13 protein-coding genes are annotated in these 12203 nt (G+C 72.0%); 6 read left to right on the top strand and 7 right to left on the bottom strand.

Features of this window, described 5'->3' with window-relative positions:
* Positions 1–236: hypothetical protein (locus tag Q0741_RS02905; protein WP_298231696.1), on the bottom strand; the 236-nt coding region annotated here is incomplete at its 3' end.
* A 428-nt stretch (positions 237–664) separates the two neighbouring features.
* On the opposite strand from Q0741_RS02905, the gene Q0741_RS02900 reads away from it, so the two are divergent.
* Positions 665–1021, top strand: a complete 357-nt coding sequence (locus Q0741_RS02900) for an antibiotic biosynthesis monooxygenase (RefSeq protein ID WP_298231695.1) — start codon at positions 665–667, stop codon at positions 1019–1021.
* A 48-nt stretch (positions 1022–1069) separates the two neighbouring features.
* On the opposite strand, the gene xth is transcribed toward Q0741_RS02900, so the two are convergent.
* Complete coding sequence (xth, locus tag Q0741_RS02895) at positions 1070–1852, bottom strand: exodeoxyribonuclease III (protein WP_298231694.1); 783 nt, start codon at positions 1850–1852, stop codon at positions 1070–1072.
* A gap of 100 nt (positions 1853–1952) precedes the next feature.
* Here xth and Q0741_RS02890 point away from each other — a divergent pair, with 100 nt between their 5' ends.
* Positions 1953–3122 carry a zinc-dependent alcohol dehydrogenase gene (locus Q0741_RS02890; RefSeq protein WP_298231693.1) on the top strand — a complete coding sequence of 390 codons (1170 nt, stop codon included), beginning with the start codon at positions 1953–1955 and terminating at the stop codon, positions 3120–3122.
* 37 nt (positions 3123–3159) lie between these two features.
* Positions 3160–3780, top strand: a complete 621-nt coding sequence (locus Q0741_RS02885; RefSeq protein WP_298231692.1) for a hypothetical protein — start codon at positions 3160–3162, stop codon at positions 3778–3780.
* A gap of 64 nt (positions 3781–3844) precedes the next feature.
* Here the strand turns inward: Q0741_RS02885 and Q0741_RS02880 are convergent, their stop codons facing one another.
* The 5 genes from Q0741_RS02880 to Q0741_RS02860 form a co-directional block, all read right to left on the bottom strand.
* The gene (locus tag Q0741_RS02880) at positions 3845–4423 is read right to left on the bottom strand and encodes a DUF4337 domain-containing protein (RefSeq protein WP_298231691.1); all 579 of its coding nucleotides are present in this window, start codon (positions 4421–4423) and stop codon (positions 3845–3847) included.
* A gap of 49 nt (positions 4424–4472) precedes the next feature.
* Complete coding sequence (locus Q0741_RS02875) at positions 4473–4970, bottom strand: dihydrofolate reductase (RefSeq protein WP_298231690.1); 498 nt, start codon at positions 4968–4970, stop codon at positions 4473–4475.
* 273 nt (positions 4971–5243) lie between these two features.
* On the bottom strand, positions 5244–6221 hold the full coding sequence (locus Q0741_RS02870; RefSeq protein ID WP_298231689.1) for a thymidylate synthase: 978 nt from the start codon (positions 6219–6221) through the stop codon (positions 5244–5246).
* Positions 6222–6337: 116 nt separating this feature from the next.
* Positions 6338–6994, bottom strand: coding sequence for an OmpA family protein (locus Q0741_RS02865; RefSeq protein ID WP_298231688.1), 657 nt, complete (start codon positions 6992–6994; stop codon positions 6338–6340).
* Positions 6995–7135: 141 nt separating this feature from the next.
* On the bottom strand, positions 7136–8947 hold the full coding sequence (locus tag Q0741_RS02860; RefSeq protein WP_298231687.1) for an ABC transporter transmembrane domain-containing protein: 1812 nt from the start codon (positions 8945–8947) through the stop codon (positions 7136–7138).
* A 93-nt stretch (positions 8948–9040) separates the two neighbouring features.
* On the opposite strand from Q0741_RS02860, the gene Q0741_RS02855 reads away from it, so the two are divergent.
* The 3 genes from Q0741_RS02855 to Q0741_RS02845 all read left to right on the top strand — a co-directional run.
* Positions 9041–9574 (top strand): MarR family winged helix-turn-helix transcriptional regulator, encoded by a 534-nt coding sequence (locus Q0741_RS02855; protein WP_298231686.1) that lies wholly within the window; start codon positions 9041–9043, stop codon positions 9572–9574.
* Positions 9571–11004 (top strand): efflux transporter outer membrane subunit, encoded by a 1434-nt coding sequence (locus Q0741_RS02850; protein WP_298231685.1) that lies wholly within the window; start codon positions 9571–9573, stop codon positions 11002–11004. The genes Q0741_RS02855 and Q0741_RS02850 overlap by 4 nt, the downstream gene beginning before the upstream one ends.
* 39 nt (positions 11005–11043) lie before the next feature.
* Positions 11044–12203 (top strand): HlyD family efflux transporter periplasmic adaptor subunit (locus tag Q0741_RS02845; protein WP_298231684.1); only part of this gene is annotated, 1160 nt, incomplete at its 3' end.

The raw sequence follows: 12203 nt of genomic DNA, 5'->3' as shown, positions 1-12203 counted from the left end.
CCGCCGCCGTCCGGCCGGGCCGCGCCGAGACGCACGCCGAGCCCGCGCAGCAGCATCTGGCCGGCGCGCAGCGCCAGCGCCGGCGTGCGCAGCTCGACGCCCCGCAGCTGCAGCCGGCCAATGCGCCAGGCGCCGTCGCGCAACGCCAGGCCCGAACCCTCCACCACCTCCGCCTGCAAGACCTCGATGGGGCCGAAGCCGGGCAGGGTGAGGCCTTGGAGCTGCTGCAGGTTCATTGAGACGCCTTCCGGGTGGTCGTGGGTCAGGCCGGCTCCGGCGGGGCACCGGCAGGGGCCCCGGTGGTGCAACCGGCGTGCCGTGCGGCTCCCGGCACTCGCCGGCGCGGTGCGCCAGATCCCCCGCACGGCCGGCCGGGGGGGATTTCACCCAGGGCCTTGGGGCAGGCGGCCCAGGCAGCGGGCTGTTTCGGGCCGTTCCCGGGCGAGGTGCCTTGGCACATCGGAGCGGCGGGGAAGCGGTGGGCGTACGCAGCAAGCGGCGCGGCCACTGTAAGTACCGGTTCTCCCGTGCCGGCCGGCGTGGCCTGGAGCCTCCTGCCAGGGGGGAGTCCCCGAGTCATGGGTTGGTCAGGCGCACCCAAAATGCCCCGGCGGCGCCGCCGTTGCGCGCCGTTCAACCTTCAACATCCAGGAGACGTTTCGCCATGGCCGACACCTGCTGCACCCTCGTGCCCTACTTCAAGGTCCACGAGGGCCGCCTGGACGATTTCAAGCGCCTGTGCGCGCAGTTCGAGGAGAGGACCCGCACCGAGTCCGGTTGCCTGCACTACGCCTTCAGCTTCGACGGCGACGCCGTGCACTGCCGCGAGGGCTACGTGGACGCGCAGGCGCTGCTGCACCACCTGGACAACGTCGGCCCGGTGCTGCAGGAGGCGCTGAAGATCGCGGAGGTCACGCGGCTGGAGGTGCACGCCCCGGCCGCCGAGGTGGAGAAGCTGCGCGAGCCGCTGGCTGGGCTCAAGCCGCAGTTCTTCACGGTGGAGGGCGGGTTCAGGCGCTGAGCCCGCGGCGCGGCCCGCGGGCCGCGCGGTGGCGGCGGCCGGCCGGGCTCAGCAGTCCAGCTCCACCACCACCGGCGCGTGGTCGCTGGGCCGCTCGTTCTTGCGCGGGGCCTTGTCGATGAGGCAGCCGCGCACCAGTGGGCGCAAGGGCTCGCTCACCAGGAGGTGGTCGATGCGCAGGCCCTGGTTCTTGCGGAACGCGAGGTTGCGGTAGTCCCACCAGCTCCACAGCCGTGGTGGCTGGTCGAAGAGGCGGAAGGCATCGACCAGCCCCAGGCCCGAGAGCGCCTGGAAATGCGCCCGTTCCTCGGGCGTGCAGTGGATCTGCCCGGCCCACAGCACCGGGTCGTGCACGTCGCGGTCCTCGGGCGCGATGTTGAAGTCGCCGCCCAGCACCAGGCGCGGAAACTCCGCCAGTTGCGACTTCAACCACTCGCGCAGTGCCTCCAGCCAGGCCATCTTGTAGGCGAATTTTTCACTGCCCGGCGCCTGTCCGTTGGGGAAGTAGGCGCCGATGAAGCGCAGCGGCTGGCCGTCGGCGCAAGGCAGGGTGGCGGCGATCACGCGGGCCTGCTCGTCGGCGAAGCCGGGGATGTTGCGCTGCACGTCCGTGGCGGGCTGGCGCGACAGCAGCGCCACGCCGTTGTAGGTGCGCTGCCCTAACCACTGCGCGTGGTAGCCGGCGGCGCTCAGCGCCTCGTGCGGGAACTTGTCGTCGGTGAGCTTGGTTTCCTGCAGCGCGATGGCGTCCACCGGGTTGGCCTGCAGCCAGTCCAGCAGTTGCGGCAGGCGCACGGAGAGGGAGTTGACGTTCCAGGTGGCGAGTTTCATGAGGCGATAGGGAATTGAGCGGGGCGAGCCTACCCCACCTCAGGAACGCCCCTTGCCGACCAGTCCGCACTCGCTGAAGCCCCATCGCGAAAGGACTGCAATGCGCGCTCTCTGCTACCACGGCAAGAAGGACATCCGTTGCGACAACGTGCCCGATCCGAAGGTCGAGGACGGGCGCGACGCCATCATCAAGGTCACCTCCTGCGCCATCTGCGGCTCCGATTTGCACCTCTTCGACGGCTTCATGCCCGGGATGATGAAGGGCGACATCGTCGGCCACGAGTTCATGGGCGAGGTCGTGGAGGTCGGCCGCGACAACAAGAAGCTCAAGGTCGGCGACCGCGTGGTGGTGCCCTTCACCATCTGCTGCGGCGAGTGCGACCAGTGCCGCCGTGGCAACTTCAGCGTCTGCGAGCGCAGCAACCGCAACAAGGACGTGGCCGACAAGGTCTTCGGCCACACCACCGCCGGCCTCTTCGGCTACACGCACCTCACCGGCGGCTACCCCGGCGGGCAGGCCGAGTACGTGCGCGTGCCCTTCGCCGACGTCGGGCCGGTGAAGGTGCCCAATGGGCTCACCGACGAGCAGGTGCTGTTCCTCGGGGACATCTTCCCCACCGGCTGGCAGGCCGCCGTGCAGTGCGACATCCAGCCCACCGACACCGTGGCGATCTGGGGCGCCGGGCCCGTGGGGCAGTTCGCCATCCGCAGCGCGCTGCTGCTGGGTGCCAAGCAGGTCGTGTGCATCGACCACGTACCCGAGCGCCTGGACATGGCCCGCGCCGGTGGCGCCATCACCATCGACTTCGACAACGAGAGCGTGATCGAGCGCCTCGCGGAACTCACCCAGGGCAAGGGCCCCGAGAAGTGCATCGACGCGGTGGGCATGGAGGCCCATGCCACGCGCTCCATCGACTCCGTGTACGACCGCGCCAAGCAGGCGCTGATGCTGGAGAGCGACCGCGCCCACGTGCTGCGCGAAATGATCTACGTCTGCCGCCCCGCCGGCACGCTCTCCATTCCCGGCGTCTACGGCGGGCTCATCGACAAGGTGCCCTTCGGCGCGCTCATGAACAAGGGCCTCACGCTGCGCACCGGCCAGACCCACGTCAACCGCTGGGCCGACGACTTGCTCAGGCGCATCGAGGAAGGGCAGATCGACCCCTCCTTCGTCATCACCCACACCGTCGGGCTGGAGCAAGGGCCGCAGATGTACACCACCTTCCGCGACAAGCAGGATGGCTGCATCAAGGTCGTGCTCAAGCCCTGAGCCTGGCCTTCATTCCCCAGCAGCAAGGAGTCCCGTCATGGATCAGCAGCAGAGTTCCCTGGCCGAAAGCGGCGTCCCCAGCGGCGTGTACAGCCCGCACGCGCCGGCGCAGCGGCGCCACGACGCGATGGTGGACGACGGCCACATGCTGCCCTCGCGCCGCCTGGCGCGCGGGCTGGGCTGGTTCAGCATCGGCCTGGGGCTGGCCGAGGTGCTCATGCCGCGGCTCATGGGGCGCGCCACCGGCCTGCATGGGCGCGACGCCCTGGTGAAGGCCTACGGCTGGCGCGAGGTGGCGGTGGGCGTGGGGCTGCTGCTGTCGAAGAACCCCACGCCGTGGCTGTGGGCCCGCGTCGCGGGCGACGCGCTGGACCTCGCCACCCTGGGCACGCGCGCCGCCACGGGCGATGAGGTGCAGCGCACGCGGGCGGTGTCGGCCATGGTGGCGGTGGCCGGCGTCACCGCGCTGGACGTGGCCTGCGCCACGGCCGTGCCCCGCGCGCAGGCTGCGCGCCAGGCCCAGTCCACGCACGACTACAGCGACCGCAGCGGCCTGCCGCAGGACCCGGAATGCATGCGCGGCGCCGCGCTGTCGAGCTTCGAGATGCCGGACGACATGCGCACGCCGGAAGCGCTGCGGCCGTATACCTTGCATTGATGGCCGCGCCGAGCGCGGTGCCAGAAGGGAAGGGCGACTGCTTGTCAGTCGCCCGCTGTCCTTCTTACAGATGCAGCGCTGCCGTCACCCCCAGCAGCCCGCCCAGGCCCGCCACGCCGTACATGGCGATCTCCAGCCACTTGCGCCGCGTCAGCAGCGTGATGGCCGCCATCGCGATGGCCACCTGCAGCGCCGTGGCCGCCTGGGCCCAGCGGTGGTGCAGGTGCAGCTGCTCCTCGGACTGCCGGTCCCAGTCCAGGGCCTCGTGCTCCAGCTTCTCCGCGCCTTCCTTGATCTCCGCCTTCTCGCTCTTGTAGCGCTCGATCTCCTGGAGCACCTCCGGCTTCTTCTCCTGCGCCACCAGCTGCAGCGCCAGCTCCGAGAGGTTCTGCTTGCTGCTCTTGGCCTGGTAGTAGTTCCACTGGTTCGCCGCCTCGGTCTTCTTGATCGCGGCGTTGTTCTTGAACAGCGTGGCGTTGGCCTGCGTGGCTCCGCCCATGTAGCCGAAGAGCGCGCCCACCGTCGCCAGCACCGCCGTGGTCACGGCAATGCGGCCCTGGAACGGGTCCTTCTGCCCATGGTGGGCGGCGTGTTCGAGCTCGTGGTCGTGCGGACCGTGGACGTGGAAACGGTGGCCGGACATGTCTGCGTTCTCCTTGGGTCTTCTTTGAATGGCTCCGGGATGGGCGGGATCAGGCCTGGCGCCGGTAGGTGACCCAGGCGAAATCGAAGTCGTTGGGCGCCTCGGCGCGCCGCGTCTCGCGCGCCACCTCGACGAAGCGGCTGCGGTCGAACTCGGGGAATCGGGTGTCGCCCTCGAAGTCGCGGTCGATCTCGGTCAGGATCAACTCGTCGGCCCGCTCCAGCGCCTGCGCATAGAGCTGCGCGCCGCCGGTGACGTACACCACCGGCTCGCCGGCCAGGCGCCGCAGCGCGTCTTCCAGCGAACTCGCCGCCTCCGCGCCCTCGGCCCGCCACTCGGGGTTGCGCGTCACCACCACGTTGCGCCGCCCGGGCAGCGGACGGAAGCGCGGCGGCAGCGAGTCCCAGGTCAGCCGCCCCATCACCACCGGCGCGCCCAGCGTCACGCGCTTGAAATGCTGCAGGTCTTCGGGCAGGCGCCAGGGCATGGCGTTGTCGCGCCCGATCACGCGGTTACGGGCCATCGCGGCCACGAGGGAAATCTTCATGTCGGCTCAGGACGGCGCGCGCTCGGGCGGCCGTGGGGCAGGGGGTCGGAGCAGCCGCCAAGCGGCCGGGCGCTGGACGCTCAGCGGCTTGGCGCACGACGCAGCGGGCACGCACCAGGGGCTTGCCCGCCTCGAAAGAGGCGCCGGATTTTAGGGGCCGCCTCGCTGACGCCGGCCTGATGCCGGGTCGAGGCAGTCACCGATTCGGCCTTCGCGCGCCCTTCGTCACGGGCCGCGGGCCGGGCAGCGTCCCGTGCCGCCGTGACGGCGGCGTCACACCGCCATTGGTGCCGTCAGCGGCGGATGGTGGCGGTAGCCCTCCAGCGCGAAGTCGCCGGGTTCCACCTGCTCCAGCCACTGCGGCTCGTAGCGGCCGGTCTGGGCGAAGTCGGGAATGCGGTCGGAGAGCACCAGGCGCGGCAGCGGCAGCGGCTCGCGCGTGAGCTGCTCGCGCAGCATGTCGAGGTGGTTCTCGTAGATGTGGGCATCGCCCACGAAGTAGCTGAACCAGCGCGGCGTGTAGCCCGTCAGGCGGCCCACCAAGTGCAGCAGCGCCGCGCCCTCGGCCAGGTTGAAGGGGGTGCCCAGCCCCAGGTCGTTGCTGCGCACGTACAGGCACAGCGAGATCTCGCGTTTCGAGGCGTTGGGCAGGAACTGGTAGAGCAGGTGGCAGGGCGGCAGCGCCATCTCCTCGATCTGCGCCCAGTTCCAGCCGTGGAACAGGATGCGGCGGTCCGCGGGGTTGTTGACGATGGTGTCCAGGCACTGGCGCAGCTGGTCCACCGCCTTGTAGAGCAGCACGCCGGGCGTGCCGCCGGCCTCGTCCTGCACCAGGCCGACGCGCTGGTAGCCGCGCTGGAGCGCATCCTCGATCTGCCCGGTCGCGCCGGGGTCGAGCAGCTTGTAGGCCGGCCACTGGCGCCACTGCACGCCGTACACCGGGCCCAGGTCGTCCTCGCCCAGGCGGTAGGGGTTCGCGAGCCAGGCCTGGTTCTCGTTGGCGTTCTGGTCCCAGACCTTGCAGCCCAGGGCGCGGAACTCGGCGGCGTTGCGGCTGGCGCGCAGGAAGCCGACCAACTCGCCGACGGCGGTCTTGAAGGCCAGCTTCTTGGTGGTGACGGCCGGGAAGCCCTGCTGCAGGTCGAAGCGCAGCGCGGCGCCGGGCAGGCTCAGCGTGCGGATGCCGGTGCGGTTGTCCTGCCAGCTGCCCTGGTCGAGGACGGTCTGGACGAGTTCGAGGTAGCTCTTCACTTCAAGGGGTGGGCGGCTTGGAAAGGGGCGCAGTGTAGGGGCCCCGGCGGCCCCCGCCCGTCGTCAGGGCGCCACGGCCCGGAGAGCCGTGGCGCATGACGCCTTGGCTGATCAGATCAGCCCGCCGGCTGCGTGTCGCGCAGGAACAGCTCCACGCGCCGGTTGCGCGCGCGCCCGGCGTCGGAGCTGTTGTCGGCCACCGGCTCGTAGCTGCCGCGGCCCTCGGTGGTGATGCGCGCGGCGGGCACGCCGCGCATCACCAGGTAGTCGCGCACGGCGTTGGCGCGGTTGACCGACAGCGGGTTGTTGATGGCGTCGCTGCCGCTGTTGTCGGTGTGGCCGACCACGCGCACGACCTGGTTGGCGTCGAGCCCGCGCGCGAACTGGTCCAGCACCGGGCGCATCTGCGGCTTGATGTCGGCACGGCCGACGTCGAAGCTGAAGTCCGCCGGCACGTTCACCCGCAGCTCCTCGTTGGGCGTGCGGCTGACCTCGATGCCCGTGCCCTGCGTGGCCTGCTGCATCGCCACGCGCTTCTCTTCCATGCGGCGCGACCAGACGTTGCCGGCGATGGCACCGAGGGCTCCGCCGATCACGGCACCGCGCGCGGTGTTGTTGTGGCCGGTGGCGCGGCCGATGACGGCGCCGGTGGCCGCGCCCGCGCCCGCGCCGATGGCGGTGCCGCGCTGGGTCTCGCTCATGTTGGCGCAGCCCGTGAACATCGTCGCGGCGGTCACCAGACCCAGAATCGGCAAGAGGGTGCGTTGTTTCATTTGTGCTCTCCTTGAGGGCTTGTGGACATGGACAGGCCCGGGGCCTGGCTCTCACGCGTCAGCAGTGCGTGTGCCCACAACGCCCGGGCGGGAAGGTTGGCCGACCGGGCGAACCCGGTCAGGCCGATGCGGAACGCGGCTTCAGGCCGCCGGCCGCAGGTCGAACTGCATGGCCGCCAGCCGTGCGTACAGCCCGCCGCGCTGGATCAGCTCGGCGTGGGTGCCGACGTCCACGATGCAGCCGCCGTCCAGCACCACGATGCGGTCCGCGCGCTGCACCGTGGCCAGTCGGTGCGCGATCACTATTGTCGTGCGCCCGCGCATGGCGCCTTCGAGTGCCGCCTGCACCATGCGCTCGCTCTCGGCGTCCAGCGCGCTGGTGGCTTCGTCCAGCAGCAGCAGCGGCGGGTCCTTCAGCAGTGCCCGCGCGATGCTGATGCGCTGGCGCTGCCCACCCGACAGCCGCACCCCGCGCTCGCCCAGGAAGGTGCCATAGCCCTCGGGCAGCGCGCTGATGAACTCGTGCGCATGCGCCGCCTTGGCCGCGGCGACCACCTCCGCCTCGCTGGCGCCGGGGCGGCCGTAGCGGATGTTCTCCAGCGCGCTGGCGGCGAACACCACGCTGTCCTGCGGCACCAGCGCGATGCGCGCGCGCAGATCGTCCAGCGCCGCTTCGCGCAGCTCCACGCCGTCGAGCGTGATGCGCCCCTGCTGTGGGTCGTAGAAGCGCAGCAGCAGCTGCAGCAGCGTGCTCTTGCCCGCGCCGCTGGGGCCCACCAGCGCCACCGTCTCGCCCGGGCGGATGTGCAGCGACAGCCCCTCCAGCGCCGGCTGCTGCGGCCGCGAGGGGTAGCTGAAGCGCACGTTGTGGAACTGCACCTCGGAGCCGCCGCGCGCCGGCGGCAGCGCGCGTGGGTGAGCGGCTTGCTCGATCGCGGCATCGGCGTGCAGCAGCTCCATCAGCCGTTCGGTGGCGCCGGCCGCGCGCAGCAGATCGCCATGCACTTCCGACAGCACCGCCACGCTGCCCACCAGGATGATCACGTAGACCACCGTCTGCCCCAGGTGGCCGGCGCTGATGCGCCCGGCCATCACGGCCTGCGTGCCCTGGTACAGGCCCCACAGCAGCGCGCCGAAGGTGGTGGCGATGATGAAGGCCACCAGGAAGGCGCGCACCCGCGAGCGGTTGCGCGCGGTGTCGAAGGCGCGCTCGGTGGCCTCGGCGAAGCGCGCCGCCTCGCGCCCCTCCTGCCCGTAGGACTGCACCACCGGCATGGCGTTGAGCACCTCCGCGGCGATGGCGCTGCTATCGGCCACGCGGTCCTGGCTGGCGCGCGAGAGCCGCCGCACCCGGCGCCCGAAGTAGATCGAGGGCAGCACCACCAGCACCAGCACGCCCAGCACCTGCGTCATCACGCGCGGGTTGGTCACCACCAGCATGCCCAGCGCGCCCAGCCCCATCACGCTGTTGCGCAGGCCCAGCGACAGGCTCGACCCCACCACCGTCTGCACCAGCGTGGTGTCGGTGGTCAGCCGGCTCAGCACCTCGCCCGTGGCGGTGTGCTCGAAGAAGGCCGGCGCCTGGCGCAGCACGCGCGCGTACACGGCACTGCGCAGGTCCGCCGTCACGCGCTCGCCCAGCCACGACACCATGTAGAAGCGCCCGGCCGAGAACAGCGCCAGCGCCACTCCCACGCCGAACAGCGCCAGGAAATGCTGGCGCAGCAGCATCACCCGCTCGCCGGGCTCGGCCGGCAGCAGGCCCTGGTCGATCAGCCCGCGCAACGCCAGCGGGAACACCAGCGTCGTCGCCGCGGCGCACACCAGCAGCAGCGCGGCCAGCGCGATGCGGCCGCGGTAGGGCTTCAGAAAAGGCTTCAGCGACGCCAGCGCGCCCACGCGCTGCGCGCGCGGGCGGCCGTCATCGGCGGTCTTGGAACGTTTGCGGGCCATCCCGGCAGTGTAGGAGGGGGGTTCCCCAACCCTGGCCGGTGTTGGGTACTTGCATTGACAAAGATTGCCTAGGCAATTATTGTCGCGTCCATCATGTCTGAAACCGGTTCACCTGACGCTCCCGCCACCCCCGTCGCCTTCTACGGCGGCAGTTACAGCGCCGACGAGAGCGTGGGCTACGTCATGCGGCGCGTGCTGCAGTCCATCGCCCAGCAGGCCGACACGCGGCTGGCACCGCACGGGCTCACGCATGGGCAGTGGATGCCGCTGTTCATCCTGCTCAAGGCCGGCGGCGCCGGCACCGTGGCCCAGGTGGCGCGCTGCATCAACGTCGATCCGGGCGCGGCCACGCGCATGCTCGACCGGCTGGAGAGGAAGGGCTTCGTCAGCCGCAGCCGCAGCACCGAGGACCGGCGCGTGGTGAACGTCACGCTCACCGAGTCCGGCCGGCAAGTGGCGGACGAGGTGCCCCGGGTGCTGTCGCAGGTGCTCAACGAGCACCTGGCCGGCTTCAGCCACGACGAATGGCAGACGCTGCTGTCGCTGCTGCGCCGCATGCTGGTCAACGCCGAAGCGTTGCAGGCCGCCGCCCCGGCGGCACCGCTCCAGGAAGAAGACTCCGAATGAAATCCGCCGTCTTCCGGGCCGCCGCGCTGGCGGCCGTGATCGTTCTGGCCGGCTGCGCCAGCCCCGGCCCGTCCCGCAGCTCGGCGAAGCTGCTGGAGGCCCCGGCCGCCGGGCTGCGGGCCGACGCCGCCACGCCGCTGAACGTGGCGCCGGACTGGTGGCGCAGCTTCAACGACGCGCAGCTCGATGCGCTGGTGGAGCGCGCCCTGGCCGAGCAGCCCAATCTGCAGGCGGCGCAGGCGCGCATCGCCCGGGCCACCGCCGCGGCCGAGGCCGCCGGGGCGCGGCTGCTGCCCAACGGCATGGTGAGCTTCGACGCCACGCGCCAGCGCTTCAGCGAGCACGGCATCTACCCGCCGCCGCTGGCCGGCGGCGTCTACACCACGGCCAACCTGCAGGCCGGCCTGCAGTGGGAACTGGACTTTTTCGGCCGCCACCGCGCCGAGCTGGCCGCGGCGCTGGGCGCGCAGCGCGCGGCGCAAGCCGACGCCGCCGCGGCGCGCGTGCTGCTGGCCTCGCAGGTGTCGCGCGCCTACGTGACGCTGGCGCGGCTGCAGGCGCAGCGCGAAGTGGCGCAACAGACGCTGGCGCAGCGCGAGTCGCTGCTGGAGCTGGTGCGCCAGCGCGTGCGCAACGGGCTCGACACCAACGTGGAGCTGCGCCAGAGCGAGGGCGGGCTGCCGGAGGCGCGGCTGCAGATCGCGCAGCTGGACGAGCAGATCGCGCTGGCGCGCAACCAGCTCGCCGCGCTGACGGCGCAGCCGCCGCAGGCGCTGGCCTCGCTGGACGCGCGGCTGGCGGCGCTGCAGCCGCTGCAGCTCCCGGGCGTGCTGGGCGCCGACCTGCTGGGCCGGCGGGCCGACATCGTGGCCGCGCGCGAGCGCGTGGAGGCCGCGCTGCAGGACGTGAAGGCCGCGCGCACGCTGTTCTATCCGGACGTCAACCTCACGGCCTTCGTCGGCCTCAACGCCATCGGGCTGGACCGGCTGTTCGACGCCGGCAGCCGCCAGGTGGGCGTGGGCCCGGCGATCCGGCTGCCGGTGTTCGACACCGGCCGGCTGCGCGCCAACCTGCACGGCCGCGAGGCCGAGCTCGATGCCGCGGTGCTGGCCTACAACAACGCGCTGCTGGAGGCGGTGCGCGAGGCCGCCGATGCGCTGGCCTCGCTGCAGTCGCTGCAGCAGCAGCGCGTGGAGCAGGCCGCCGCGCAGGAGAGCGCCGAGGCCGCCTACCGGCTGGCGGTGCAGCGCTACGGCGCGGGGCTGTCCAGCCAGCTCACCGTGCTCAGCGCCGAAGGGCCGCTGCTGGCGCAGCGGCGCCTGGCCGCGGAGCTGCAGGCGCGCAGCCTCGAATCCCAGGTGGCGCTGCTGCGCGCCCTGGGCGGCGGCTGGCAGCCGGACGCCGGCACCGCATCCGTGGCGGCGCGCTGAAGGCGCCGCCCAACCCGAACACCCTGAAAGACTTCAGTCATGAGCGACCCCAAGGAACAACGGCTGCGCCAACGCAAGAAGGGCCTCGCCGTGATCGCCGCCGTGGTGGCGGTGGCCGGCCTGGCCTGGGGCGGCTGGCACCTGGCGGTGGCCAGCCGCTACGAGAACACCGACAACGCCTACGTGCAGGCCGACGTGGTGCAGATCACGCCGCAGATCGGCGGCACGGTGCAGGCGGTGCTGGTGCAGGACACCGACTTCGTGCGCGCCGGCCAGCCGCTGGTGCGCCTGGACGCGGCCGACGCCCGCGTGACGCTGGAGCAGGCGCAGGCCCAGCTCGCGCAGACCGTGCGCGAGGTGCGCACCCTCTACGCCAACAACGCCGCGCTGCAGGCGCAGGTGGCGGCGCGCCAGGCCGACGTGGAGCGCGCCCGTGCCGAGCTGGGACGCGTGCAGGACGACGTGCGCCGCCGCGAGCCGCTGCTGGCCAGCGGCGCCGTGGGGCGCGAGGAGTTCAACCACGTGCTGGCGCAGCGCAGCGCGGCGCAGAGCGCGCTGGCCGCGGCCGAGTCCGCCGTCCAGGCCGCGCGCGAGCAGCTCGCCGCCAGCCAGGCGCTGACCGACAACACCCCGGTGCAGGAGCACCCGAACGTGCAGCGCGCCGCGGCGCGCGTGCGCGAGGCGCACCTGGCGCTGCAGCGCACCGAGCTGAGCGCACCGGTGGACGGCTACGTCGCCCGCCGCAGCGTGCAGCTGGGCCAGCGGGTGCAGGCCGGCGCGCCGCTGATGTCGGTCGTGACGCTGGGCCAGAGCTGGGTGGACGCCAACTTCAAGGAAGTGCAGCTGCGCAAGCTGCGCATCGGCCAGCCCGCGACGCTGGAGGCCGACGTGTACGGCAGCAAGGTCGAGTACCACGGCCGCGTGGTGGGGCTGGGGGCGGGCACGGGCGCGGCCTTCGCGCTGATCCCGGCGCAGAACGCCACCGGCAACTGGATCAAGGTGGTGCAGCGCGTGCCGGTGCGCATCGAGCTCGATCCGAAGGAGTTGCAGGCCAACCCGCTGCGCGTGGGCCTGTCCATGGACGTGACGGTGGACGTGCGCGACCAGAGCGGCAAGGTGCTGGCCGACACGCCGCGCCAGGCGCCGGCCGCGGCCTCCGCGCCGGCCGAGGGCGGCGCGGGCGCCGCGCCCATGACGCC

It is taken from the genome of uncultured Azohydromonas sp. (assembly GCF_937926365.1).
Taxonomy (GTDB): Bacteria; Pseudomonadota; Gammaproteobacteria; order Burkholderiales; family Burkholderiaceae_C; genus Azohydromonas.
This window is presented reverse-complemented; position numbering and strand designations above follow the sequence as displayed.

Coding starts and splice junctions, on each gene's coding strand:
- xth (WP_298231694.1), bottom strand. CDS start 1,852: ATGAAACTCGCCACCTGGAACGTCAACTCCCTCTCCGTGCGCCTGCCG.
- Q0741_RS02890 (WP_298231693.1), top strand. CDS start 1,953: ATGCGCGCTCTCTGCTACCACGGCAAGAAGGACATCCGTTGCGACAAC.
- Q0741_RS02885 (WP_298231692.1), top strand. CDS start 3,160: ATGGATCAGCAGCAGAGTTCCCTGGCCGAAAGCGGCGTCCCCAGCGGC.
- Q0741_RS02865 (WP_298231688.1), bottom strand. CDS start 6,994: ATGAAACAACGCACCCTCTTGCCGATTCTGGGTCTGGTGACCGCCGCG.
- Q0741_RS02900 (WP_298231695.1), top strand. CDS start 665: ATGGCCGACACCTGCTGCACCCTCGTGCCCTACTTCAAGGTCCACGAG.
- Q0741_RS02880 (WP_298231691.1), bottom strand. CDS start 4,423: ATGTCCGGCCACCGTTTCCACGTCCACGGTCCGCACGACCACGAGCTC.
- Q0741_RS02860 (WP_298231687.1), bottom strand. CDS start 8,947: ATGGCCCGCAAACGTTCCAAGACCGCCGATGACGGCCGCCCGCGCGCG.
- Q0741_RS02855 (WP_298231686.1), top strand. CDS start 9,041: ATGTCTGAAACCGGTTCACCTGACGCTCCCGCCACCCCCGTCGCCTTC.
- Q0741_RS02875 (WP_298231690.1), bottom strand. CDS start 4,970: ATGAAGATTTCCCTCGTGGCCGCGATGGCCCGTAACCGCGTGATCGGG.
- Q0741_RS02850 (WP_298231685.1), top strand. CDS start 9,571: ATGAAATCCGCCGTCTTCCGGGCCGCCGCGCTGGCGGCCGTGATCGTT.